Origin of the sequence: Brevibacterium linens (genome assembly GCF_003999335.1) — a bacterium.
Taxonomy (GTDB): domain Bacteria; phylum Actinomycetota; class Actinomycetes; order Actinomycetales; family Brevibacteriaceae; genus Brevibacterium; species Brevibacterium linens.
In genome coordinates this window covers 2233806-2258883 of the sequence record NZ_CP026734.1, presented here as the reverse complement: position 1 = coordinate 2258883, position 25078 = coordinate 2233806, and the positions used below count along the sequence as shown (strand labels likewise).

The following is a 25078-nucleotide window of genomic DNA, read 5'->3' as shown; positions in this document are numbered from 1 at the left end:
ATGGTGCCGCTTCCCCCGGCCCGGTCCGGTGACAACTCCACAGCCGACCTCACCGGAGTCATCCGGGCCCGCCGCCTCAAGACCTGGCGTCGACGCCTCATCGCCATCGGCATCGTGTCCGCGCTGATCGCCCTCGTCGCCGTCGCCTGGTTCTCACCCCTGCTGACACTTAAGAAGGTGCAGGTGAGCGGCAGCGAACTGATCGACACCGACACGGTGAGCGAGTTCGTGCTCGAGCGTCAGGGCGACAGGCCTCTGCCGCAGGTGCGCCCGGGTGCGGTCGAGGACTCGGTGCTGGGGGAGTTCCCGAAGGCCGAAGCGGCCTCCGTCCACTATGCCGGCCCACGCGCGCTGAAGATCGACATCACGGACCGCACCCCCGTCATCGCGATCGAAGACGATTCCGGCTTTCGTCTCTACGACTCCGAGGCCGTTGATCTCGGCACGGTCGACACAGCCCCCAAGAAGCTCACCGTGCTCAACGGAGGCGCACACCAGCCGGACAGAGAGACCGTCGCCGCGGTGATCCGCTTCATGGGCGATCTGCGACCGGAGCTGCGCCGTCAGCTGGTGACGATCGAGGCCGAGGATGCCATGAGCCTCAAGGGTCGACTCGACACCGGCAAGCAGACAGCCACGGTCGTCTTCGGCGATTCGTCCGACTCCAGCCTCAAGGTGCGCACCGCCGCCCAGCTCGCTGCCGAAGGCCGCACGGAGATCGACGTCTCAGTGCCCTCGGTGCCCGTGACCGACTGAGCCGCGGTGCGACCGAGTGCCGGCCCGCGGCGCCGTCGAGCCCCGCACGGGGCAGCCGCTGCGATTGCCTCCGTTTGGCCCCGACACACCGGGTGTGAAGTTTGGCCGAACCCCGACACTCCGGCGAGAATGGTTGCAGTGATATTGCCCCGCCCAATAGCCTCAGGGCAGAGAACACAGACCGAATGCGCACGCAGACCCTGCGGAGCGCAAGCGCTTGAGACGAGGAACCGACTTGGCTGAATTCCCACAATCCGGAGCGGACATCAAAGTTGCCGGAACCGGCGGCGGCGGTGTCAACGCTGTACAGAGGATGATCGACGTCGGCCTGCGCGGCGTGGAGTTCATCGCAATCAACACCGACGCCCAGGCTCTCGTCCTGTCCGACGCCGATGTCAAGCTCGAGATCGGCCGCGACCAGACCCGCGGACTCGGCGCCGGCGCGGATCCGGAGATCGGCAAGAAGGCAGCCGAATCCTCCGAGGACGCCATCCGCGATGCTCTCGAGGGTGCAGACATGGTCTTCGTCACCGCCGGCGAAGGCGGCGGCACGGGAACCGGTGCCGCCCCCGTCGTGGCCCGCGTGGCCCGCTCGCTCGGGGCACTGACGATCGGCGTCGTCACCCGACCGTTCACCTTCGAGGGACGCCGTCGTTCCGCGCAGGCAGAGGCCGGAATCGCGGCCCTGCGCGAAGAGGTCGACACCCTCATCGTCATCCCCAACGACCGACTGCTCTCGATCTCCGATCGCAGCGTCTCCGTCGTCGAAGCCTTCCGGTCGGCCGATGAGGTCCTGCGCTCCGGTGTGCAGGGCATCACCGACCTCATCTCGGTCCCGGGTCTGATCAACCTCGACTTCGCCGACGTCAAGTCGGTCATGCAGGACGCCGGAACCGCGCTCATGGGCATCGGTGCGGCAACCGGCGACGACCGCGCCGTGCAGGCGGCCGAATCAGCCATCGCCTCCCCGCTGCTGGAAGCCAGCATCGACGGAGCACACGGAGTGCTCTTCTGCATCACCGGCGGCGGCGACCTCGGTCTCTTCGAGGTCAACGAAGCCGCACGCCTGGTCCAGGAGGCCGCGCACCCCGAAGCGAATATCATCTTCGGCGCTGTCATCGACGACAACATCGGCGACGAATGCCGCGTGACCGTCATCGCCGCCGGGTTCGACAACACCTCGCCGAACGCGGAGACCGCCGGATCCGACCAGATTCCGACTCCGATCCCAGCGGCCGCACCAGCGGAGACCGAGACCGAGTCGCCCGTCGTCGCCGAACCCGAGACCGAGGCTCCGGAGGCCGATGAGCCGGCCGCCGCACCACGCCGCAGCGAGGAACACCAGATTCCTGCCTCCCTGCCGGGCGAACGGAGCAGCTCGAACGTCGACTCCGACCTCGATATCCCGGATTTCCTCAAGTAATATGCTGCGCTCGAGGTTCGTCATCCCGGGCGGACGCACCGCCCACGTCGCTTTCACCGATCGGCACGGCGGCTATTCGAGCGGGGACTTCTCCTCGTTCAACCTCGCCCGCCACGTCGGAGACGATGACGAACTCGTCGCAGCCAACAGGGCCGCTCTCGCTCAGGTCATCGGCCTGAGCGGAGAGCGGCTCTCGTTCGTCTCCCAAATGCACGGAACCGACGTGCACATCATCAGCGACGAGACGCAGCTGCGGCAGGAACCGGTCGTCGCCGATGCCCAGTTGACGACGGTGGCCGGGGTAGGGCTGGCGATCATGGTCGCCGACTGCACCCCGGTCATGCTCGCCGACGCCGAAGCGGGCGTCATCGCCGCCGTCCATGCGGGACGCCCGGGAATGGCCGCGGGAGTGATCGGCACGACGATCGCCGCAATGCGCGACGCGGGCGCTCGGGACATCCATGCAGTCATCGGACCATCCGTCTGCCCGCGCTGCTACGAGGTCCCACCGGAGCTGAGGAGCGAGGTCGCGGCGATCGAGCCGACCGCCGCCTCGGTGTCGGTGACCGGCACACCGGCCCTCGACGTCGCCGGAGCGGTGGCCGAACAGCTGCGCCGGGCGGACGTGGCCATCGATCATTTCTCACACACCTGCACGAAGGAATCCGAAGACCTCTTCTCCTATCGCCGGCAGAAGCGGACGGGGAGGTTCGCCGGGATCATCTGGCTGCAGCAAGAAAAGACCGCGACACACCCATAGGACTCACCGGCCCGGATGCTCGCGTGCGATAGTTTGGGCGACAGGTGAGCAAGTGCCGAAGTCCGAGGAGCTTTAGACATGTCTGCAATCAAGAAGACGCTGGAATACCTGGGTTTCGTCGAAGAAGAGGACGAGACGACCACCCAGCACACCGACCGCCGTGAACCCGCCCGCCGGGACCGCGAGGTCGTCGAGACCTTCGACGACGCCGACGAGGTCGACGATCGGGCGGCAGTCGAAGAGCGGACTCCGGCCCCGGTGACACCGATCCATCCGTCACCGATCCGTCCCGTAGACACCCCGGCGCCAGGAACTTCAATGAATCGCATCAGGACCATCCACCCCCGCAGCTACAATGACGCCATGGTCATCGGCGCTGCCTTCCGCGAGGGCACCCCTGTGATCATGAATCTCTCTGAGATGGACGAGAACAACTCCAAGCGTCTCGTCGACTTCTCCGCAGGCCTGATCTTCGGCCTGCACGGGTCGATCGAACGGGTCACGAACAAGGTGTTCCTGCTCACTCCCGAGAACATCGAAGTCGCCGGCGAGAACGAAGCCGACTCTGACACCCAGGCCAGCTTCTTCAACCAGAGCTGAACGTCGCAGCGGTTCTCTCAACTCGTCCTCAGCCGGAGCCGGTAGGCTGAAGCCTCAGAACTCTCAAGCAACAACGAAAGGCGCGGGGGACCCACGTGGCCATCATCTTCTACATCCTCGGTACAGCGCTGAGCCTCTATGTGTACGTGCTCCTGGCGCGCGTCGTGCTCGACCTGGTCCAGGTGTTCTCCCGCGACTGGAGGCCCACCGGATTCCTTCTCGTCCTCGCCGAGATCGTGTACACACTCACCGATCCGCCGCTGAAGCTGCTGCGCAGGATCATTCCGCCGCTGCGTCTGGGACAGGTGTCGCTTGACTTGGGGTTCATCGTCCTGCTCATCGGCATCCAGATCATCGCATCGGTGTTCTTCAACCTCTCGCACACCGCCGCCTGAAGCCCTCCGCTGCGGCGATCTCGACTGACGAATCACTGTGGATGGGCACCCGGATCCGCCTCCGGATCTGCTCGGCCGACGATCGTGAATTCCTTTCATGATCACCGAGGGAATGGTGAATGTGCTCACCATAATTGGCCGTTCGTGTGCCCGGCTTGTTAGCCTCTGATGCGGAAAACTTCGTCATTGAATGCGTGACACGCCATTACTGCGGGACAAAACTGCAGGTGTTACGCTAATGTGACGTTGAAGCCGTCCTTCGGGGCGGCAGCGTAATGAATGTAGATCGACTGAAGGTGACCTCATGGCGCTCACGCCTGAAGACGTAGTAAACAAGCGGTTCCAGCATGTGAAGTTCCGCGACGGGTACGACCAGGACGAAGTCGACGATTTCCTTGACGAGGTCGTCGTTGAGATTCGCCGTCTCTACCAGGAGAACGACGAACTGCGTCAGAAGCTCTCCACCGCCGAACAGCGTGTGAAGGAACTCGAAGCAGGCGGCGCCTCGGCAGCTCCTGCAGAGGACATCGACGCTACTCAGGCGATGCCCGCAACCGTTCCTGCAGTCGAAGAGAAGGAAGAGGCTCCGGCTCCGGCCGAAGAGCCTGCCGCTCCGGCACCGGTCGAAGAGGCCCCGGCCCCGGTCGTCAAGGATGCCGCTCCGGCCCCGGCCCCCAAGGACAGCTCTGCTGCACCTGCTGCGGCAGCCGGTGGAGCCGCGGGGGCCGGTCTCGGCGCTGCCGCAGCAGGCGACGGAGACGCTCATGGTCTCATCGCTCTGGCTCAGCGCGTCCACGACGAGCATGTTGCCGAAGGTGAGCGCAAGCGCGACGAGCTCATCAAGGGCGCCGAGAAGGAAGCCGCCGACATCGTCGGCAAAGCCGAGACCAAGCGCGACGAGACGCTCTCGGCCCTCGAATCGCAGAAGGCGGCCCTCGAGCGTTCGATCGACCAGCTCTCGAACTTCGAGCGCCAGTACCGCACTCGCCTCAAGAGCTACCTCAACGATCAGCTGCGTGAACTCGAGAACTCCACGAGCCTGGCTCCGGAGACTCTCGACGGAAACGGCCCGCTGGGCGGTTCCTCGAACCACAAGCTCTGATCTCACAGCTCGATCGACCGAGGTCCGGGAACTCTGCGGAGTGCCCGGGCCTTCGTCGTGTCCGGGCGCTTCATTGCCGGGCGCCTGGACCCTGCAGCGTCGGCAGTGGTCTAGAATGAACCAAATGAACGATCCAGCCTCACGGGTGAAACGACCTCGCGCCGCCATGATGGTCCTGCTGTTCGCAATCGCCGCATCAGTGCTCGTGATCGATCAGTTCACCAAGTTCCTCGCCGTCACCTTGCTCGAAGACCGGACTCCGGTTCCGGTGATCGGCTCCCTGGCCGGATTCACCTTCTACCGCAACCCCGGTGCCGCGCTCGGCCTCGGGTCGAACGTGACGTGGATCTTCCCGATCATCGCCGTCGGCGTCTTCATCGCCATCCTCGTGATCTCTCGCAAGCTCGGGTCGCGGGTCTGGGCGATCGGCCTCGGTCTGCTCTTGGGCGGACTCTTCGGCAACCTCGTCGACAGGCTCTTCCGTGAACCGTCGTTCCTGCACGGCGCGGTCGTCGACTTCATCGATCTGTCGCTGTTCATCTGCAATGTCGCGGACATCGCGATCTCCGCGGCCGCAGTGACCCTCGTCATCGTCAGCCTCCGGGGCATCGACATCGACGGATCGGACTCCACACGTGTGAAAGAAGACTCTCATGACTGAACGTTCCATCCTCGTCCCCGAGGGACTCGACGGCCAGCGCGTGGATGCTGCGATGTCGAAGCTGCTCGGCCTCTCCCGCACCGCGGCCGCCGATATCTGTGCCGACGGGGGAGTGGAGATGTCCGGGCGTCCGGTCATCAAATCCGATCGCGTCGTCGCCGGTGAGCGCCTCGACATCATGATGCCCGAACCGAAGAGGCCGCTCGAGGTCGTGCCCGACCCCGTGCCGGGAATGCGCATCGTCCACGACGAGGACGCGTTCGTCGTCGTCGACAAGCCCGTCGGTGTGGCAGCACACCCGGCTCTCGGCTGGACCGGACGCACCGTCGTCGGCGGTCTCGCCGCAGCGGGATTCCGCATCGCCACCTCCGGTGCACCCGAACGTCAGGGCATAGTCCAGCGCCTCGACGTCGGCACGTCGGGGCTCATGGTCGTGGCGAAGAGCGAATACGCCTACAGCGTGCTCAAACGTGCCTTCAAGGAGCGCACGGTGGCCAAGACCTACCACGCGGTCGTGCAGGGACTGCCCGATCCCGTGCTCGGCACCATCGATGCCCCGATCGCCCGGCATCCCAAGCACGACGGACTCTACGCCGTGCGCAGCGAAGGCAAGAACGCGATCACCCACTACGAGGTGATCGAAGCCCACCGTCGTGCCGCGCTCGTCGAAGTCCATCTGGAGACCGGACGCACCCATCAGATCCGCGTCCACTTCTCCGCCACCAAACATCCCTGCGTCGGCGACCTTCCCTACGGCGCCGATCCGGTGCTGGCGAAGGAACTCGGTCTGGAACGCCAATGGCTGCACGCGGTCAAACTCGGCTTCCACCACCCCGATACGCAGAAGTGGGTCGAATTCGAAAGCGGGTATCCCGAGGACCTGCAGACCGCGCTCGACCGCATCCGTCCGAACTGACGCCGGCGGTCGGCCCGGCCGTGCCCTGACTGGCCCGGAAACCGAGCGCTGAGCGACGCGCCGGCGGGACCTGCGCGAGCAGGAGCCCGGGTGCCGCGTGCCGGGGAACACCGTTCCCGGGAGCCCTCCTCGGAGAGTTCGATGGACTAAGCTGGAACGGCAACACCGGCAACTTCAGGAAGGCGGCGCCCAGTGCCGAACGAGGACTTCGTCCACCTCCACGTCCATACCGAATACTCCATGTTGGACGGTGCGGCGCGCCTCGCCGATCTGATGGCGGCGACGAAGGCATCGGGAATGTCCGCGATCGCCACGACCGACCACGGATACCTGTTCGGCGCCTTCGACTTCTGGTCTCAGGCGACCGCCGCCGGAATCAAACCCATCATCGGCGTCGAAGCCTATGTCACGCCCGGCACCGACCGCCGGGACAAGACGCGCGTGAAGTGGCGCACCGACGAATCGCAGAAGAGCGACGACCTCTCCGGTGGTGGTCTCTACACGCACATGACGCTGCTGTCTCGGAACAATACGGGCATGCGCAACCTGTTCAAGGCGTCGTCCTATGCCTCTCTGGACTCGGTGACCGCGAAATGGCCCCGACTGGACCAGGATCTGCTCGAGAGCTATTCCGACGGACTCATCGCCACCACCGGCTGCCCCTCGGGGGAGGTGCAGGTGCGGCTGCGGCTGGGACAGTACGAAGAGGCCAAAGCGGCTGCCGGGAAATACCGTGAAATCTTCGGCAAGGACAACTACTACGTCGAACTCATGGACCACGGCCTGTCCATCGAGAAAAGAGTGACGAAGGACCTCATCCGGCTGTCGAAGGAACTCGACATTCCGCTGGTCGCCACGAACGACCTCCACTACACGCACGAATCCGATGCGAAGGCGCACGAAGCGCTGCTGGCCATCCAATCCGGTTCCAAACTCATCGAACCGACCTACGATCAGGGCGGATCGCGCTTCGCCTTCTCCGGCTCCGGATACTATCTCAAGACCCCCGCAGAGATGCGGTCCCTGTTCCGGGAATTCCCCGAGGCCTGCGACAACACCCTCGAGATCGCCGAGAAGTGCGAAGTCTCCTTCGACACCTCGGCGAACTACATGCCGAAGTTCCCCTGCCCTCCCGGCGAGGACGAGACCTCGTGGCTGATCAAGGAAGTCGCGAAGGGACTCGACTACCGGTACCCCGACGGTGTTCCCGATGACGTCCGCAGGCAGGCCGACTACGAACTCGACATCATCATCTCGATGGGCTTCCCCGGCTACTTCCTCGTCGTCGCCGACTTCATCAACTGGTCGAAGGACAACGGCATCCGCGTCGGGCCCGGCCGTGGTTCGGGTGCCGGCTCCATGGTCGCCTACGCGATGCGCATCACCGATCTCGATCCGCTCCAGCACGGACTGTTCTTCGAGCGCTTCCTCAACCCGGACCGCGTGTCCATGCCCGACTTCGACGTCGACTTCGATGATCGTCGCCGCAGCGAGGTCATCGACTATGTGACCGAGAAGTACGGCGATGAGCGTGTGGCGATGATCGTCACCTACGGCACGATCAAGACGAAGATGGCGCTGAAGGACTCCGCTCGTGTGCTCGGCAAACCCTTCTCGATGGGTGAGCGGCTGACGAAGGCCCTGCCGCCTGCGGAGATGGCCAAGGACATTCCGCTCAAGGACATCGAGGACCCGGAGTCCAAGCGCTTCAAGGAAGCCGGGGAGTTCCGCGAACTCGTCGACACCGATCCGGAGGCCCGGGAGACCTTCGAGACCGCCAAGGGCCTGGAAGGGCTGAAGCGGCAGTGGGGCGTCCACGCCGCCGGTGTCATCATGTCCTCGGACCCGATCATCGACGTCATCCCGATCATGCGGCGGTTCCAGGACGGGCAGGTCATCACCCAGTTCGACTATCCGACCTCTGAGGGCCTCGGGCTCATCAAGATGGACTTCCTGGGGCTGCGGAATCTCACGATCATCTCCGACGCAGTGGAGAACATCAAAGCCAACCGGGACTACGAGCTCGACCTCGAGCACCTCGCCCTCGACGATCCTGCCGCGTATGAGCTGCTCACCAGGGGCGACACCCTCGGTGTGTTCCAGCTCGATGGCGGCGGCCTGCGTGCGCTGCTGCGGATGATGAAGCCGGACAACTTCGAGGATATCTCCGCGACCCTGGCGCTCTACCGACCCGGTCCGATGGGCGCCGATTCGCATACGAACTATGCCCTGCGCAAGAACGGTCTGCAGGAGGTCACTCCGATCCACCCAGAGCTCGCGGAGCCGCTCAAGGAGATCCTCGACACCACCTACGGTCTCATCATCTACCAGGAGCAGGTGATGGCGATCGCGCAGAAGGTCGCCGGCTACTCGCTGGGACAGGCAGACATCCTCCGCCGTGCGATGGGCAAGAAGAAGAAATCCGAGCTCGACAAGCAGCAGGTCGGATTCTTCGGGGGAATGAAGGAGCGCGGCTACTCCGAGGCCGCCGCTCAGGCGCTGTGGGACATCCTGCTGCCGTTCTCGGACTACGCGTTCAACAAGGCGCACTCGGCCGCCTACGGCGTCGTGTCGTACTGGACCGCCTATCTCAAGGCTCACTACACCGCCGAATACATGGCGGCCCTGCTGACCTCGGTCGGTGACAACAAGGACAAGCTCGCGATCTACCTCAACGAGTGCCGCCGGCTGGGCATCACCGTGCTGCCTCCGGACGTCAATGACTCCGCGCTCCACTTCACGCCGGTCGGCACCGATATCCGCTTCGGCATGGGGGCGGTCCGCAACGTCGGCGCACACGTCGTCGAGGGCATCGTCGAGGCCCGCGGTGAGAAGGGCGCCTACACCTCGTTCACGGACTTCCTCGACAAGGTGCCCAGCCACGTGTGCAACAAGCGCACGATCGAATCGCTCATCAAGGCCGGCGGCTTCGACTCGCTCGGCCACAGCCGTCGCTCACTCGTCGAAGTCCACGAGGAGGCCGTGGACTCGGTCATCGGCGTCAAGAGGCAGGAAGCCAACGGACAGTTCGATCTCTTCGCCGGGCTCGGCGGGGGAGACGACTCGCCGGGCTTCTCCGTGACCATCCCGGACCGTCCGGAGTGGGAGAAGAAGGAGAAGCTGTCCTTCGAGCGCGACATGATCGGCCTCTACGTCTCCGACCACCCGCTCAATGGGCTCGAAGGTGTGCTGGCCGCCGAGTCCGACGCCTCCATCGCCGAGGTGGTCGATCCGGAGTCGCACCGCCACGACGGATCCCAGATCAAGGTCTGCGGAATGATCACCCAGGTCACCCGCAAGGTGTCGAAGAACTCCGGGCGTCCCTATGCGATCGTGACCGTGGAGGATCTCGAAGCCGAGATCGAAGTGATGTTCTTCGGCGACACCTACGAGCCCGTGGCGAGCCTGTTGGCGACCGACCTCGTGATCTCCCTGACCGGTCGCATCCGCACCTCCGATGACCGCCCGACCTCGCTGATGGCGATGTCGATGACGATTCCCGATGTCACCGACCCCAACGATCGGCCGCTCAACCTCATCATGCCGATGGAGAAGGCAACCGAGGAGATGGCGTCGAAGCTCAAGCAGATCCTCGAATCGAACAAGGGGCAGACCGACGTGCACATCACCCTGTCTCAGCCGGGACGGCAGACGGTCATGCGTCTGGACAGGTCGATCCGAGTCGATCCGAATCCGAGCCTCTACGGAGACCTCAAGGCGCTGCTGGGCTCCCGCTGCTTCAGCGTCTGAGGCGCGAACGCGGAGCCTGCCCTCGTCCGCACTGCGGGCCGGGGGCCTGCGGTGCTGCCGTGGAGACTAGAATGGTGCGGGTGAACATTCTGGACTTCCGTGGTGAGACCCTCAACAAGCGATTCCTGGCACAGAAGCTGCCTCGGGCCGCCGAGACCCATGCCGACATCGAACGACGAGTCGCCGAACTGCTCGACACCGTCGCCGGCGGGGGAGCGGCCGTGGTGAAGGACTTCACCGAGCGCTTCGACGGGGTCCGTCCCGAGACGCTGCGCGTGCCGGCCTCGGCGCTGGCCGAAGCCGCAGCCGGCCTCGATCCCGCGGTCAGGGCCGCTCTCGTCGAATCCATCGCCCGAGCCCGGAAGGTCGCGGCCGATCAGCGTCCCGACGACGTCCGCACCGAACTGGCCTCCGGCGCCTACGTCACCACCCGCCACCTGCCGGTCGAACGCGTCGGACTCTACGTCCCCGGCGGACTGGCTGTGTACCCGTCGACGGTGATCATGAACGTCGTGCCCGCGCAGACAGCGGGTGCACACTCACTGGCGATCGCCAGTCCGCCGCAGAGCAATGGCCTGCCGCACCCGATCGTCCTCGCCACCGCACACATCCTCGGCGTCGACGAAGTCTGGGCGATGGGCGGAGCACAGGCGATCGGCGCCCTGGCGTACGGCTTCGACGACGGTGAGGAACTCGAGCCCGTCGATCTCATCACCGGTCCCGGAAACGCCTATGTGGCTGCGGCGAAGTCCCTGGTCCGTTCCCGCGTCGGCATCGACGCGGTCGCCGGCCCGACGGAGATCATCATCCTCGCCGACGACCAGGCCGATCCGCGCTTCGTCGCCGCCGACCTCATCAGCCAGGCCGAACACGACGAACTGGCCGCCTCGGTGCTGGTCACGGACTCCGTCGACCTCGCCGAGGCGGTGCAGAAGGAGCTGGACGTGCAGGTGCCCGACGCCTTGCACACCGAACGGATCGGGACGGCTCTGGCCGGTCGGCAGTCGGCGATCGTCCTCGTCGACGATCTCGACGCCGGGATCACCGTGGTCAACGGCTATGCCGGTGAGCACGTCGAGGTCCACACTGCCGAGGCGGCAGCGGTCGGGTCACGGATCACGAACGGGGGAGCGGTCTTCCTCGGCGATTGGGCACCGGTGTCACTCGGCGACTACTGCGCCGGATCGAACCACGTGCTGCCCACGATGGGCACCGCCGCCCACGGTTCGGGTCTGGGAGTCCATTCATTCATCAAGGTCAGCCAGGTCATCGACTATGATCGACAGGCCCTGTCCGAGGTCGCCGGACACATCGGTGTACTCGCCGACGGCGAACAGCTGCCGGCGCACGGCCGCGCTGTCGACATCAGGTTCGAGGAGTAGAGATGCGCTGTCCGTTCTGCCGCGAGTCCGATTCGCGGGTCGTCGACTCGAGGACCAGCGAAGACGGCGCCGCGATCCGCCGGCGCCGGCAGTGCCGTCACTGCGGTCGCCGCTTCACCACGATGGAGGCCACGAGCCTGTCGGTGATCAAACGCTCCGGAGTCACCGAGGAGTTCTCCCGTCAGAAGATCATGTCGGGTGTGCGCAAGGCCTGCCAGGGACGTCCGGTCAGCGACGATGATCTCGCGAAGCTCGCACAGCGGGTGGAGGAGAACATCCGGTCGCGCGGAATCGCGGAGATCGACGCCGATGAAGTGGGTCTGTCGATCCTCGAACCGCTGCGGGAGCTCGACCAGGTTGCGTACCTGCGCTTCGCCAGCGTCTACCAGGGATTCGACTCGCTCGAAGACTTCGAGGCCGCGATCGACTCGCTGCGTGCCGATGCGCTGCTGCAGTCCGGTCAGACCCGCGAACCCACCCCCGACGACTTCGCCGACTGAGCGACTGACGTCGGCGCGTGACCGGATCCTGAGACTGTTGAGATTTCTGTCGGAAATCTCCGTTTCGAGTACCGCGGTCCAGAAATAGTTGTGTAGTATTGAACGTGCGCGCTACGGCGCGCGGCCGCTTGCGGTTCGGAGGGGAAGCCGAACCCAAGCGGCCTTTCACATTCACCCCTATTGCTACCTGACGGCGGCCCAGCAACCTCGCGCGAGGTTGCTGGGCCGCCGTCAGGTAGCAATAGGGGTGGTCAGCCGGCTCGGCGGACCGCCTCGGCGGAGAGGAGCTCGGTCAGTTCCGTGGACACGGACGCCAGCACACGCAGACGTTCCGTCGTCCGAGTCAACGCCACATAGAGACCGCCGACGCCTTCCTCACCGCCGACCGGGGCGATGCGGCCGGGCTCGACGATGATCACCGCATCGAACTCGAGGCCCTTGGCCTGCCGCGGGGTGATGAGGGCGATCTGATGGTCCAAGCCCGTGACCGACCGTCCGAAATCGAAGTCCGCGAGCGCCTCGGCGATGGGATCGATGAGCGCCTCATCAGCGATGACCGCGATCTTCCCACCTTCGGCGGCGGACACTTCGGCCGCGACCGCGGAAGGGAGGGCGGCAAGCAGCTCGGATTCGTCGGCGAAGGAGTCCAGCTGCGGATCCGAACCTCCCTGCCGCACCGACTCGACGAGCTCGAGCTGCGGGAAGTGCCGATGCAGGTAGCGGTTGGCCAGATCCATCACCGACTGCGGGGTGCGGTAGGAGACCGTGAGCACCTGCAGGGCGAAACGGTCGCCGACGAACTCGGTGAGGATCGATGACCACGTGCGGGCGTTGTCGACCTGCGAAGACTGGGCGAGGTCGCCGACGACGGTGGCCGACTTCGACGGCACGCGGCGGAAGAGGACCCGCCACTGCATCGGGGACAGCTCCTGGGCTTCATCGACGACGAGGTGGCCGTACGTCCACTCCCGGTCCTCGAGGGCGCGTTCGGCCAGGGTCATCGCCGGGCCCTGCTCCTCCCAGCGGGACGCGAGTGTCTCGGCCGAGACCATTCCGCCGGTCTCGGTCATATCGACGACGGCCTCGGCGTATTCGCGAGCCGAGTCATCCCGTGCCTGAGTCTGCTGGGGCGCGGAACCGAGAAGCTCGGCCAGTTCGTCGAGCAGGGGCACATCGTCGACCGTGAACTCGTCCCGACGCTGCTCGAGCAGAATCGACTGTTCGGCGGGTGTGAGGAGCTTGCGAGCCGCGGCCTGGAGCTTGTGCGGTCTGCCCAGCAGTGAACGCAGAGCAGCGGCTGGGCCGATGGGGAACCACGCGAGGTTGAGGGCACGCCGGACGTCGACGGAGGACCGCAGATCCTCAAGCAGTTCGGGCAGCCGCTCGCCGGCCGCATCCATCCCCATCTCACGGGCGAGATCCTCGGCGAGGATCTTCAGCAGTCCGGTGACGAAACCGGTGCGGGCGGCATTGTGCGGATCTCCGCTGCGACGAGCCCGATCGCGCGCCGACTGCACATCCTTGCGACGCAGCACGATCGTATGCGAGCGCACCCGCATCTCGACGTCGTGGTCGGGGATGCGCTGATAGTTCGCAATATGGTTCTTCAGCACCCGAGCCATGACGGAGCGGCCCTTGATCTCGGCTGCTGCCGGTGCATCAGCGGCATCCGTGTCGAGACCCGGATACAGCTGACCCGGGGTGAGCAGGACGGCCCCTGTCTCGCCGAGGCTGGGCAGAACCTTCTCGATGTACTTGAGGAACACCGTCGACGGGCCGACGAGGAGGACACCGGACTTCGCGATGCGCTCCCGATGACGGTAGAGCAGGAACGCGGCACGGTGGAGGGCGACGGCGGTCTTGCCGGTGCCCGGCCCGCCCTGGACGACGAGGACGCCGGAGAGCGGACGGCGGATGATCGCGTCCTGTTCGGCCTGGATGGTCGCGACGATATCGCCCATCCGGCCGGTGCGGTGGGTGGTCAGTGCTGCGAGCAGAGCGCCTTCACCCTGGAGGTTCGACCGCTGAGTGTCATCGAGTGCGTCGATGTCGAGCACATCGTCTTCGATGCCGGTGACCAACCGGTTGGCGGTGACGAGGTGACGGCGGCGGGCGATGCCGTCGGGATTGGCGGCCGTCGACTGGTAGAAGCGTTCGGCGGCCGGAGCCCTCCAGTCGATGAGGATCTGCTGACGCTGATCGTCGGTGAGTCCGATGCGGCCGATATAGGTGGGGTCGTCCTCATCGACGATGTCGAGGCGACCGAAGCACAGTCCCTCCTCGGCGCCGTCGAGACGGATGAGCTGATCTTCGTACAGCGTCGCGAAGGCATCACGTTCGGTGCGGTGCTGGTGATTGCCTCCGACCTCGGAGATCCTCACCGTCCCCAGGCGGGCTGTCGTCTCCTCCCGGAGCGCATCGAGGCGGGCATAGAGCTCGTCGAGCTTGGTCTGCTCGACACGAATTTCTGAAGTTTCGGTCATCTCACCTTCTTGGGTCGGCATTCAATTATGCCGAACTTTGCCCGGTGTCTGTAGTCGCAGCGTCATTTCGGACCGGGGCGTACCTCACATTCGGACCGAGGACACGCGCGCGGCGTCACAGGCCCAGGCGGGAGCGCAGGTCGGTTCCGGCCAGGAAGGTCGCGGAGGAGGCGGCGGTGCGCAGACTCCGGTCTAGGCCGGCCGTGTCGAGTTTGGAGTGGGAGGCGAGGACGACGACGTTTCCGCGTCGACGTCCTTTGAGGATCGCCGGTTCCGTGGCGGCGGCAAGATGGGCGAAGTGCTCGCCGAGGCCGCGGAGTTCGGCCTTGAGAAGTCGGTGGTCGCCGGGGTCGGGCACATTGGCGAGGTAGATGCCGGAGTCCTTGACCGCCGCGGCGCAGGAGGCGAAGAACTTGGTCGTCTGCAGGGTTGTGGGAACCGAGTCGTGGTCGAAGGCATCCCGGACGAGAACGTCGAGGGTGTCGGCTCTGAACTTCCCGATCTCCACAGCTCCGTCGCCGGCGCGCAGGGCCAGGGCGGGGGAGCGGGGCAGATCGAACCAGTCACGGGCGAAGTCGAGCAGCTTGGCGTCGATGTCGATCGCCGTCTGCTTCGACCCCGGTCGTGCGGAGTCCAGCGCTCGGGCGAGAGCGCAGCCGGCGGCACCGATATGTGCGACCCGGAGAGTGCGGTGCGGGAGCTCGACGTCGATCATGCGTCGCATCCAGTCCAGGTACTCGAAGTCCAGACGCTGCGGATCGGACAGCGTGATCGACGACGACGGGACCCCATTGACATGGAGCACATAGGAATCGGCCTCGCCGTCGAGCTTCTCCAGCCGGGCCTGACCCGTCGAGATGTCGACCACTTGAGAACCAGGTGCTGTGTATATCCGTCGCTTCGCCACTCCTCACTTGTATGCCAGTGAGGCGATTGAGGCAATTCGGCGCAGATTCTCGTGGGGACAGCGGTCGTGACTCATCCATCTGCGGCCTGTGGACAGGATCGTCCCGTCCACAGGCGCAGGACGAGACCTGGAGGAACGGCCTCGGGATCGGGTGGAGTGGGGGTCGGACAGGAGGCCCTCTCACGGCATGGGCCTCACCGCAGCCACCGGAACCGCCGCAGCCGGCAGGTTCCGACCCCGTCAAGGAGGACGCAGTGAAGACACCGGCCCGCACGCCCGAGGACATCATCGGGATCATCCCTCACACTCTCGGCTACACCCCGCAACGCAGCCTCGTCGCCGTCATCGTCGGCACCGAGGGCAACGGGTCTCAGACCAGTTCGACGACGCTGCGCATCGACTTCGACCGGGAGAGCGCGGCACAGACGCTGTCCGAAGGCGGCGGCTGGTACGCCGACCTCATCATGCGCGCGGGTACGGTCAGCGGTGTCTTCCTCGTTCTCTACGATGACGACTACCAGCCGGTCAGCGCCTTCGGCCTCGGCGCCGACGCCGAATACGCCGAGGTCCACCGTGGTCTCATACGGGCGGCGATCGACGAGTTGGCCATGACCTTCGCCGCCAGAGGCGTCGACACTCTCAGCGCCTGGTGGGTCAACCAGGAACACTTCGGACGCATCGACGAGGACGGCTTTGACTGCACGCCGCTGATCGACGCAACCACCTCGGCGTGTGCCACGGAGCTCGTCGCCGGCGGATCCAATCCCGTCGCCGATCCGGTGGATCTCGTCATCTCACCCATGCCCGCCGAGGCCTTCGCCGACAGCCGCCGCGGACACGCCGAGGAGTGGATGGGCACGGACGAGGCCTTCGTGGTCCTTGCCGAGGTCTATCCGCGCTTGGACGTGATGCGGTGCGAGGAGGAGGCGATCGACGAGGCGCGCATCCACGAACTGATGGACCTGCCGACCGTGATGGCGCTCGACACTCTGCTCGTCGAGATCTGGTCACGCGACGCCCTGGAGATGATCCTGAGCTTCGACCACCCGGACTTCCCGCCGTCGGTGGTCAACGGTCTCGACGGGGAGGAGCTGTGCACGATGAGTCGCCGCGTCGTCACCCATGCGCAGGCCGCGCAGCAGCTCGTCGGACTCTCCTCGCGTGCGCCGCGGCCGCGAGACATCATGCTCACCATCGCTTTCCTCAAGGACTACCTGCAGGCCGGGCACCCGCAGGCGAGAGCCAACGCCTATGCCGTCATCGCCTGGTTCGAATGGGCGCTGGGCGGGTCGACGATGGCGCTGAACTATGCTCAAGCCGCGATCGAGCTCGAGCCCGAACACGGACTGGCCGAACTCATCCTCGGCGCGGTCGACATGGGGTGCCTGCCTCGTTGGTTGACGGAGACGCAGCGCACGACCACCTGAACGAAGCTGTTTGATCGCCGCGGTCACCGAGTGAACGGCCCGGACGGATCGCCGCGGAGCCTTCGAGGTCCGATTCGCAAAGCAGGGAATAACGTGAGAAAATTAAGCGTTGACCCAGTCATTGCATGATGGGCGAGCTATGCGTGCTCGCCCCGGACCGTACGCGGACCACTTGACTTGGGTCTTCGTACTGTCCGAATGCATGGGGAAGTTTCAACGCTCGCGAAAGGTGAACACGTGCCCAGAGTCGACAAGGAATCCACAACGGTGACGGAGAAGTCGGAGGGAGCGGCCGACACGACCTCGACCGGTGGATCCAAGACCACTGCGGCGTCGAAGTCCACTGCGAAGAAGACGACCGCTGCCGGAGCCAAGAAGTCCGCGACCGCGAAGTCGACGACCGCGAAGTCGGCTGCCGCAAAGACCGAGGCGGCTGCGTCGAAGAAGACGACTGCTGCGAAGAAGACGACTGCTGCGAAATCGACGGCCGCAGCGAAGAAGACGACCGCAGCGAAATCGACGGCCGCGGCGAAGACGACCACGACGGAGTCCACCGCCGCCAAGGAAGCCACGAAGGCGACCAAGGCGAAGAAAGCCGACGACGTCATCGACACCACCGAGGAAGTCGAACCGGCCGCGGACGCTCTGGCCACAGAGGAGAGCCCCGCCGAGGCGACCGAGACGAAGAACTCGGAAGAGAAGGAGAAGAACGCCGCCGTGGCCGAGGCCGGAGGCTTCATCGTCTCCGACGCCGACGAAGAGGATGCACCTGCCCAGCAGGTCGTCTCCGCCGGTGCGACCGCGGACCCGGTCAAGGACTACCTCAAGCAGATCGGCAAGGTGGCGCTGCTCAACGCCGCCGAGGAGGTCGACCTCGCCAAGCGCATCGAGGCCGGAATGTACGCCGAGCACCTGCTCGACGGCGGAGAGGTCACCGACCCGCGCGAGACGATGGACTACAAGTGGATCATCCATGACGGTCGCATCGCGAAGAACCACCTGCTGGAGGCCAACCTCCGCCTCGTCGTGTCCCTGGCCAAGCGCTACACCGGCCGCGGAATGCTCTTCCTCGACCTCATCCAGGAAGGCAACCTCGGCCTCATCCGCGCCGTCGAGAAGTTCGACTACACGAAGGGCTTCAAGTTCTCGACCTACGCCACGTGGTGGATTCGCCAGGCCATCACCCGCGCGATGGCCGACCAGGCTCGAACGATCCGCATCCCGGTGCACATGGTCGAGGTCATCAACAAGCTCGCCCGCGTGCAGCGCCAGATGCTGCAGGACCTCGGTCGCGAACCGGCCCCGGAGGAGCTTGCGAAGGAGCTCGACATGACACCCGAGCGTGTCGTCGAGGTCCAGAAGTACGGTCGCGAGCCCATCTCGCTGCACACCCCGCTGGGTGAAGACGGCGACTCGGAATTCGGCGACCTCATCGAGGACTCCGAGGCAGTTGTGCCCTCGGACTCGGTGAGCTTCACACTCCTCCAAGAGCAGCTGCACTCCGTGCTCGACACGCTCTCGGAGCGTGAGGCGGGAGTGGTGTCCATGCGCTTCGGACTCAATGACGGTCAGCCGAAGACCCTCGACGAGATCGGCAAGGTCTACGGCGTCACCCGTGAGCGCATCCGCCAGATCGAGTCGAAGACGATGGCCAAGCTGCGTCACCCGTCTCGTTCGCAGGTACTGCGCGATTACCTGGACTGAGGCCAGTCTCGAGGTCTGCTCGAGGTGAGAAGAGCGGAACGCCCCTGGGAATTTCCCAGGGGCGTATCCGAGTCAGAACCAGTCGACGACGCCGTCGAACAGGGCATCGGCGTACTTCTCCTGCCCGGATTTCGACTCCATGAGCTTCGCCTCAGACGGGTTGCGCATCTCTCCGCATTCGACGATGACGGCGGGCACCGAAGCATTGTTCAGACCGGCCAGGTCCGGCCTCCGGCTGATCGCGTCCTGTCCATAGGCCCTGTTCGGGGTGAACTCCTCACCCATCGACTTCCCCACCGATTTCGCCAGATCCACGGAAGCCCTCTCTGTCTTCTCGTTCTCACCGGGATCGGCGACGATGATGTGGAAGCCCTTCACCGCACTGGACTCGCTGCCGTTGGCGTGAATGCTCACGAGCAGATCCGCATCGTCGGCGAATGTCCCGCGCTCGTCCACACACGGTCCGACTCCTGTGTTGTCCTCGCGGCTGAGCACGACTTCGGCCCCGGCATCCGTCAGCGACTTCTCCAGCTTCCTCGCCACGGCCCACGTGAAATCGGCTTCCGGATAGTCGGAGCTCGTCGACGTGCCCGTGGTGTTGCACGCCTTCGTGCCTCCGCGACCGTCGGGCACCTGCCGATTGATCGTCTCCGGATGGTCCGCATTGCCGCCGTTGTGTCCCGGATCGATCGCAATGACCTTCCCTTTGAGATCCGCCTCTGCCTCCTTCGCCGAGGCGGTGCCCGACTTCGCGTCGTCGCCTCCGTCCGCACCGTTGCCGGCAGTCGGAGACTCGCCGGTCGTCTCGGCCGCCTGACTCGTTCGTCCGGGGGCACCTGCGCCCTGGGAACAGGCCGCCAGTCCGGGCAGGCTGACAGCGGCGGTGAGAAGGAGACTTGGGACGAGGAGGCAATGCGGCATGACTCCATTGTTTCAGCTCAGGAGTGCCCATGGTCGGGGTCGACCGGATGTATTCCCGACACGGGCCCGAGGGAATAGGGTCCTGCGCGCGCAGCGATTAGAATTTAATCGAACGAGAGGAATTGTGTGGAAGACGAAAGCTACGGCGCCAGGCACCTGTCCGTCCTGTCCGGTCTTGAAGCGGTACGCAAGCGACCCGGCATGTACATCGGCACGACCGACTCCCGCGGTCTCATGCACTGTCTGTGGGAGGTCATCGACAATTCCGTCGACGAGGCCCTCGGCGGATACGGTTCCGAGATCCTCATCGAGCTCGCTGCCGACGGCTCGGTGGCGGTCACCGACAAGGGCCGCGGGATCCCCGTCGACATCGAACCGAAGACCGGACTGACCGGCGTCGAGGTCGTCATGACCAAGCTCCACGCCGGCGGCAAGTTCGGCGGCACGTCCTACGCCGCTTCGGGCGGACTGCACGGAGTCGGCGCCTCGGTCGTCAACGCCCTGTCCGCTCGCCTCGACGTCGAGGTCACCCGCGGATCGAAGGTGCACAAGATGTCCTTCCGCCGAGGCGTGCCCGGACGCTTCGACGACTCCTCCGGCACCCCGAGTCCGGACAACCCCTTCGAAGCCTTCGAGGAACCGACCGGTCTCGACATCGTCGGCAAGGCCAAGCGCGGGGCCACCGGCACCCGTGTCCAGTACTGGGCGGATCCGCAGATCTTCCTGTCCAAGGCCCAGTTCGACTACCCGCACCTGGTCGAACGTGCCCGTCAGACCGCCTTCCTCGTGCCCGGCCTCGAACTGCGCATCGTCGACCGGCGCGGCGTCGTCCGTGACGAGACCGGCGCCGTCATCGCCGAACGCGAAGAGGTCTTCAAGTTCGACGGCGGAATCACCGAATTCGTCGACCATCTCTCCATCGATCCTCCGATCACCGACACCTGGCGTCTGCAGAACACGGGCACCTTCAAGGAGACCGTCCCGGTCCTCAACTCCTCGGGTCACCTCGAATCCAAGGAAGTCGAACGCGAGGTCGGCGTCGATATCGCTCTGCGCTGGGGGACCGGTTACGACACGAAGCTGAAGTCCTTCGTCAACGTGGTCGCCACCCCGCAGGGAGGCACCCACCTCGCCGGGTTCGAGCAGGCCTGCCTGAAGGCGATGCGCAAGGCCGTCGACGCCAACGCGCGCAAACTCAAGGTCGGCAAGGACAAACTCGAGAAGGACGATGTGCTCGCCGGCATCACCGCAGTCGTCACCGTCCAGCTGGCCGAACCCCAGTTCGAGGGGCAGACGAAGGAGGTCCTCGGCACCGCCGCAGTGCGCCAGATCGTGGCGAAGACCGTCGAGACTCAGCTCGGCGAGGTGCTCGCGTCGACCAAGCGCGCGCAGAAGCAGCAGGCAGCCGTGCTCATGGAGAAGGTCGTGGCCGAGATGAAATCGCGCATCTCTGCCCGCACCCACAAGGAGAACCAGCGACGCAAGACCGCGTTGGAAGCCTCCTCGCTGCCGGCGAAACTCTACGACTGCCGCGACAACGGAGTGGAGAACACGGAGCTGTTCATCGTCGAGGGTGACTCGGCGATGGGCACGGCGAAGGCCGCCCGCAACTCCGATCACCAGGCGCTGTTCCCCATCCGAGGGAAGATCCTCAACGTCCAGAAGGCGACCTTGGCCGACATGCTCGCCAACGTCGAATGTTCGGCGCTCATCCAGGTCATCGGCGCCGGTTCGGGTCGCAGCTTCGATATCGACGCCGCCCGCTACGGGCGCGTAGTCATCATGACCGACGCCGATGTCGACGGCGCGCATATCCGCACCCTGCTGCTGACTCTGTTCTTCCGGTATATGAAACCGCTGGTCGAGGCCGGTCGCGTGTTCGCCGCCGTGCCTCCGCTGCACCGGGTCGAGGTCGTGACGAAGCGCGGAACGCCCAACGACATCATCTACACCTACACAGAAGCCGAGCTCCATACTCTGCTGAAGAAGCTCGAGAAGCAGAAGAAGACCTACAAGGAACCGATCCAGCGGTACAAGGGCCTCGGCGAGATGGACGCCGACCAGCTGGCCGAGACGACCATGGATCCGAGCATGCGCACCCTGCGTCGGGTGACGATGGCCGATGCCGAGATGGCGGAGAACACCTTCGAGCTCCTCATGGGATCATCGGTCGGACCGCGCAAGGAGTTCATCGTCTCCGGCGCCGCCGTCCTCGATGCCGAACGCATCGACAGCTGAAAGCGACTGCTGAGTCAGCACCGACTCATCTGAGCCCGGGCCGAGATTCGCGCCCGGGCTCAGATGCCGAATGCCGAGGGTGTGACGATGAGCAGGGTCGGCAGGAGCAGAAGCAGAACGGCCAGGCCGATCGACATCAGGCGCACGGGGATCCGCGCCGGATCCAAGGGGCGTGACAGGCGCAGGATGCGCTGAGCGGACAAATCACTGCGATGCTCGGGGCTGATCGCTGCGGCTGATCCGACCGCCCGGGCCAGGATCTGCGGATCGACATGGTCACGCGCCTGATCATCGGCCATGAGCTCGATGAGTCGATTCACCGAGTTCAGCCCGATGGCCGTGGCCGAGAAGTAGGGCAGGGCCCGATGCCAGGCGGCAAACGGGATGACGAGCACATCGTGCCGGAAATCCAGATGGGCCCGCTCATGGGCGATGACGGCGGTGCGTTCGTCCTCGTCGAGGGCCTTGAGCAGACCGGTGGACAGGACCGCGGTGCCTTTCCGCGGTCCTTTGGGCAGACAGTAGGCGACGGCTTCATCGGTGGTGATGATGCGGGTGTCCGGGTAGGCGATCGACGGTTCGCTGAGCAGATGGAGGATCTCGTCGTGGCGCAGGCGGGTCTTCCGCGCCGAATAGAACGTGAGGACCAGGCAGCCGAGCAGCCGAGCGATGAGGACTACGGCGATGACGAGGAAGATCCACGCCAGGAGCGACAGCTGGGTGTGGTCCTTGCCCCGCATGAGATCGAAGAGTCCCTGGGGGAGGTTCGTCGTGCCCGGGGCGACGGCGAAAGCGAGAGCGGCGCCGATGAGCGACAGTCCTCCCGAGAGTCCGACGGCCTGCCACAGGACGACCTCGGAGATCGGGTCACCGCGGAATCGAGCGAGTGCCGCAGGTACAGGCCATGCCAGCAGAAAAGCCAGCACGGCCAGAATGATTCCCACGATGGTCATTGAGGTGACCGGCCTGGGTCAGGACTGCGTCGAGTGATTGCGCCCGAGCAGGTTGCGCAGCGCCTTGGTGTCGGCCTCCGAGACGGTGCCGAGGAAGCGAGCGAGCACAGCCTGACGGTCCGGTGCCTGAGACAGCATCTCGGTCATCAGCTCCGCCACGTGATCCTCACGGGTCGAGACCGCGATGTAGCGGTGCGGACGGATGCTGCGATCGCGAGTGACGAATCCCTTCTTATCGAGCCGAGAGAGAACCGTATGGACCGTCGTCAGCGCGAGCTCGCGGTCCGAGAGGACTTCGCGGAGTTCGGCGGCACTCAGCCCGTCATCGTGGACCCAGATGGCGTCCATGACGCTGCGTTCGAGTTCACCCAGTGTTCCCACAGTTCTTTCGCCCTCAATTTCTTTGTCGGTCTGATCGCCCCAGTATATCTCTACAGTCTGTCGAATTCCACACAGACACCTGACCTTCGGCCCAGTCGCGGCCCTGGCCAGGTGCGCTTGACCCAGCGCATAATTGGAAGCGGGAGTCTTGAATGATGAAACCGTGACGGCGGCGTTTCTACGACCTGTAGAATTCTACGTGACGTAGAAACACTGCTCGCGTGAAACCTGAATGGAGCACCCATGGAGCTGGACCCGGTCCTCATCGGACGGTGGCAATTCGGAATCACAACGGTCTACCACTTCTGGATGGTGCCGTTGACCCTGGGGCTGGGCATGCTCGTGGCGATCCTGCAGACGATCTACCACCGCACCGGCAACGAGGTGTATCTGCGCAGCACGAAATTCTTCGGCAAGCTCTTCCTCATCAACTTCATCATGGGAGTGGCCACCGGCCTGGTCCAGGAATTCCAGTTCGGCATGGCGTGGAGCGAATACTCCCGCTTCGTCGGCGACGTCTTCGGTGCGCCCCTGGCGTTGGAGGCCCTGCTGGCCTTCTTCCTCGAATCGACGTTCCTCGGCCTGTGGATCTTCGGTTGGGGCCGACTGCCTCGCGCCGTCCACCTCGGTTCACTGTGGTTGGCCGTCATCGGCACATGGATCTCGGCCTACTTCATCATCGTCGCGAACTCCTGGATGCAGCATCCCGTCGGCGTCGAGATGGTCGACGGCCGGCCCGTGATGACCGACGTCTGGGCGGTGCTCGGCAACAACACCGCCATCGCCGCCTTCACGCACACGATCTTCGGCGCCCTGGCCGTCGGCGGTTCCTTCCTCCTCGGCATCTCCTGGTACCACCTCTACCACCGGCGCAAGGACGGAATCGACACCGTCGGAGCCGACGGCAAGGTCATCGTCGGTTCCTCGATGAAGATTCCCGGACGGGACAAGACAGACCATGCGGTGTGGATCAAGTCCCTGCGCATCGGTGCGATCGTCGGCGTCCTCGCCTTCGCCGGCGTCTCGATCACCGGTGACGTCCAAGCCAAGCTGATGTTCGAACAGCAGCCCATGAAGATGGCCTCCGCCGAGGCGGCCTGCCACGACGGCACCCAATTCTCCGTTCTCACAGTCGCCGATCCCTCGTCGAATGACTGCGACGGCGTGGAGAACATCTTCGAGATCCCCGGTCTGCTGTCGTTCCTGGCCAACGGGGACTTCGACACCCCCGTCCACGGTGTGACGACGCTGCTGCCCGAATACCAGGAGCGCTACGGCACCCACATCCCCGACGACCCGCGCTACGGCGAGCACGCCGGTGAACCGATCGACTACCAGCCGATCATGATCGTCACCTACTGGGGCTTCCGGATGATGATCGGCTTCGGCGCCCTGGCCGCCGGGGTCTGCGTCATCGGACTGTGGCTGGCCCGCAAGGGCACGGTGCCCGAGTCGAAATGGCTCAGCCGCGGCTTCGTCCTGGCCATCACGGCACCGTTCCTCGCGAACTCGGCCGGATGGATCTTCACCGAGATGGGCCGTCAGCCCTTCGTCGTCGCCCCGAACCCGGCTCAGCTCGACGGGGTGTATATGTACACCCAAGCGGCGCTGTCACCCGAGGTGACACCGGCCATGCTGCTGTTCTCACTGATCAGCCTGGCTACCGTCTACGGAATCCTGATGGTCGTCGAACTGCGATTGATCACGAAGTACGTCAAGGGCGGAGTCGCCTCGGCGATGCCCGAACTCGACCAGACGAATACGAAACCCACGATCACCGACAACGGCGACGACGTCCTGTCGTTCGCGTACTGAGGGA

General features: G+C 65.0%; 20 protein-coding genes. 15 read left to right on the top strand and 5 right to left on the bottom strand.

Translation table 11 applies throughout. The annotated features are described in order from the left end of the window. The 11 genes from CXR29_RS10275 to nrdR all read left to right on the top strand — a co-directional run bounded on the left by CXR29_RS10275 (position 1) and on the right by nrdR (position 12245). Positions 1-756, top strand: coding sequence for a cell division protein FtsQ/DivIB (locus CXR29_RS10275; protein ID WP_127364467.1), 756 nt, complete (start codon positions 1-3; stop codon positions 754-756). 235 nt (positions 757-991) lie between these two features. Then, positions 992-2179, top strand: coding sequence for a cell division protein FtsZ (ftsZ, locus tag CXR29_RS10270; RefSeq protein WP_101553363.1), 1188 nt, complete (start codon positions 992-994; stop codon positions 2177-2179). A 1-nt stretch (position 2180) separates the two neighbouring features. After that, entirely contained in the window at positions 2181-2939 is a 759-nt protein-coding gene (gene pgeF, locus CXR29_RS10265; RefSeq protein WP_127364466.1) for a peptidoglycan editing factor PgeF, read from the top strand. A gap of 78 nt (positions 2940-3017) precedes the next feature. After that, a complete protein-coding gene (locus CXR29_RS10260; RefSeq protein WP_101553365.1) occupies positions 3018-3539 on the top strand; it encodes a cell division protein SepF in 522 nt (173 codons plus the stop codon). A 95-nt stretch (positions 3540-3634) separates the two neighbouring features. Then, positions 3635-3934, top strand: coding sequence for a YggT family protein (locus CXR29_RS10255; protein ID WP_025777960.1), 300 nt, complete (start codon positions 3635-3637; stop codon positions 3932-3934). Between the two features lie 304 nt (positions 3935-4238). After that, positions 4239-5036 (top strand): DivIVA domain-containing protein, encoded by a 798-nt coding sequence (locus tag CXR29_RS10250; protein WP_127364465.1) that lies wholly within the window; start codon positions 4239-4241, stop codon positions 5034-5036. 124 nt (positions 5037-5160) lie between these two features. Further along, complete coding sequence (locus CXR29_RS10245; protein WP_127364464.1) at positions 5161-5697, top strand: signal peptidase II; 537 nt, start codon at positions 5161-5163, stop codon at positions 5695-5697. Continuing rightward, positions 5690-6613 carry an RluA family pseudouridine synthase gene (locus CXR29_RS10240; protein WP_101553369.1) on the top strand — a complete coding sequence of 308 codons (924 nt, stop codon included), beginning with the start codon at positions 5690-5692 and terminating at the stop codon, positions 6611-6613. Before CXR29_RS10245 ends, CXR29_RS10240 begins: the two co-directional genes overlap by 8 nt. 240 nt (positions 6614-6853) lie before the next feature. Continuing rightward, positions 6854-10363: a DNA polymerase III subunit alpha gene (dnaE, locus tag CXR29_RS10235; RefSeq protein ID WP_240811962.1), complete on the top strand. Its 3510-nt coding sequence runs from the start codon at positions 6854-6856 to the stop codon at positions 10361-10363. Between the two features lie 71 nt (positions 10364-10434). Next, positions 10435-11745, top strand: coding sequence for a histidinol dehydrogenase (hisD, locus tag CXR29_RS10230; protein ID WP_101553371.1), 1311 nt, complete (start codon positions 10435-10437; stop codon positions 11743-11745). 2 nt (positions 11746-11747) lie between these two features. After that, the gene (gene nrdR / locus CXR29_RS10225; protein ID WP_025777954.1) at positions 11748-12245 is read left to right on the top strand and encodes a transcriptional regulator NrdR; all 498 of its coding nucleotides are present in this window, start codon (positions 11748-11750) and stop codon (positions 12243-12245) included. A gap of 251 nt (positions 12246-12496) precedes the next feature. Here nrdR and CXR29_RS10220 read toward each other — a convergent pair whose 3' ends face one another. Together CXR29_RS10220 and CXR29_RS10215 are read right to left on the bottom strand one after the other, a co-directional pair. Beyond that, positions 12497-14728: a HelD family protein gene (locus tag CXR29_RS10220; protein ID WP_101553372.1), complete on the bottom strand. Its 2232-nt coding sequence runs from the start codon at positions 14726-14728 to the stop codon at positions 12497-12499. A 115-nt stretch (positions 14729-14843) separates the two neighbouring features. Next, the gene (locus CXR29_RS10215) at positions 14844-15596 is read right to left on the bottom strand and encodes a spermidine synthase (RefSeq protein ID WP_241241404.1); all 753 of its coding nucleotides are present in this window, start codon (positions 15594-15596) and stop codon (positions 14844-14846) included. A gap of 293 nt (positions 15597-15889) precedes the next feature. Here CXR29_RS10215 and CXR29_RS10210 point away from each other — a divergent pair, with 293 nt between their 5' ends. Together CXR29_RS10210 and CXR29_RS10205 are read left to right on the top strand one after the other, a co-directional pair. After that, complete coding sequence (locus tag CXR29_RS10210; protein WP_164742803.1) at positions 15890-17062, top strand: DUF4192 family protein; 1173 nt, start codon at positions 15890-15892, stop codon at positions 17060-17062. Positions 17063-17260: 198 nt separating this feature from the next. Beyond that, on the top strand, positions 17261-18766 hold the full coding sequence (locus CXR29_RS10205) for an RNA polymerase sigma factor (RefSeq protein ID WP_240811944.1): 1506 nt from the start codon (positions 17261-17263) through the stop codon (positions 18764-18766). 72 nt (positions 18767-18838) lie between these two features. Here the strand turns inward: CXR29_RS10205 and CXR29_RS10200 are convergent, their stop codons facing one another. After that, on the bottom strand, positions 18839-19687 hold the full coding sequence (locus CXR29_RS10200; RefSeq protein ID WP_127364463.1) for an N-acetylmuramoyl-L-alanine amidase: 849 nt from the start codon (positions 19685-19687) through the stop codon (positions 18839-18841). A 126-nt stretch (positions 19688-19813) separates the two neighbouring features. On the opposite strand from CXR29_RS10200, the gene CXR29_RS10195 reads away from it, so the two are divergent. Continuing rightward, positions 19814-21925 carry a DNA gyrase/topoisomerase IV subunit B gene (locus tag CXR29_RS10195; protein ID WP_101553377.1) on the top strand — a complete coding sequence of 704 codons (2112 nt, stop codon included), beginning with the start codon at positions 19814-19816 and terminating at the stop codon, positions 21923-21925. 59 nt (positions 21926-21984) lie between these two features. On the opposite strand, the gene CXR29_RS10190 is transcribed toward CXR29_RS10195, so the two are convergent. Both CXR29_RS10190 and CXR29_RS10185 read right to left on the bottom strand, forming a co-directional pair. Then, positions 21985-22878: a M56 family metallopeptidase gene (locus tag CXR29_RS10190; RefSeq protein WP_127364462.1), complete on the bottom strand. Its 894-nt coding sequence runs from the start codon at positions 22876-22878 to the stop codon at positions 21985-21987. A gap of 18 nt (positions 22879-22896) precedes the next feature. After that, positions 22897-23259: a BlaI/MecI/CopY family transcriptional regulator gene (locus CXR29_RS10185; protein WP_101553379.1), complete on the bottom strand. Its 363-nt coding sequence runs from the start codon at positions 23257-23259 to the stop codon at positions 22897-22899. 243 nt (positions 23260-23502) lie between these two features. Here CXR29_RS10185 and CXR29_RS10180 point away from each other — a divergent pair, with 243 nt between their 5' ends. Next, the gene (locus CXR29_RS10180; protein ID WP_373270421.1) at positions 23503-25074 is read left to right on the top strand and encodes a cytochrome ubiquinol oxidase subunit I; all 1572 of its coding nucleotides are present in this window, start codon (positions 23503-23505) and stop codon (positions 25072-25074) included. Positions 25075-25078 lie beyond the last annotated feature (4 nt).

Excerpts from the sequence above, each read along its gene's own strand:
- CXR29_RS10250 (WP_127364465.1), top strand. The coding sequence starts at position 4,239 with ATGGCGCTCACGCCTGAAGACGTAGTAAACAAGCGGTTCCAGCATGTG.
- CXR29_RS10275 (WP_127364467.1), top strand. The coding sequence starts at position 1 with ATGGTGCCGCTTCCCCCGGCCCGGTCCGGTGACAACTCCACAGCCGAC.
- CXR29_RS10220 (WP_101553372.1), bottom strand. The coding sequence starts at position 14,728 with ATGACCGAAACTTCAGAAATTCGTGTCGAGCAGACCAAGCTCGACGAG.
- CXR29_RS10240 (WP_101553369.1), top strand. The coding sequence starts at position 5,690 with ATGACTGAACGTTCCATCCTCGTCCCCGAGGGACTCGACGGCCAGCGC.
- dnaE (WP_240811962.1), top strand. The coding sequence starts at position 6,854 with ATGTTGGACGGTGCGGCGCGCCTCGCCGATCTGATGGCGGCGACGAAG.
- CXR29_RS10200 (WP_127364463.1), bottom strand. The coding sequence starts at position 19,687 with ATGCCGCATTGCCTCCTCGTCCCAAGTCTCCTTCTCACCGCCGCTGTC.
- nrdR (WP_025777954.1), top strand. The coding sequence starts at position 11,748 with ATGCGCTGTCCGTTCTGCCGCGAGTCCGATTCGCGGGTCGTCGACTCG.
- CXR29_RS10180 (WP_373270421.1), top strand. The coding sequence starts at position 23,503 with ATGGAGCTGGACCCGGTCCTCATCGGACGGTGGCAATTCGGAATCACA.
- CXR29_RS10245 (WP_127364464.1), top strand. The coding sequence starts at position 5,161 with ATGAACGATCCAGCCTCACGGGTGAAACGACCTCGCGCCGCCATGATG.
- hisD (WP_101553371.1), top strand. The coding sequence starts at position 10,435 with ATGGTGCGGGTGAACATTCTGGACTTCCGTGGTGAGACCCTCAACAAG.
- CXR29_RS10190 (WP_127364462.1), bottom strand. The coding sequence starts at position 22,878 with ATGACCATCGTGGGAATCATTCTGGCCGTGCTGGCTTTTCTGCTGGCA.
- pgeF (WP_127364466.1), top strand. The coding sequence starts at position 2,181 with ATGCTGCGCTCGAGGTTCGTCATCCCGGGCGGACGCACCGCCCACGTC.
- CXR29_RS10260 (WP_101553365.1), top strand. The coding sequence starts at position 3,018 with ATGTCTGCAATCAAGAAGACGCTGGAATACCTGGGTTTCGTCGAAGAA.
- CXR29_RS10205 (WP_240811944.1), top strand. The coding sequence starts at position 17,261 with ATGCATGGGGAAGTTTCAACGCTCGCGAAAGGTGAACACGTGCCCAGA.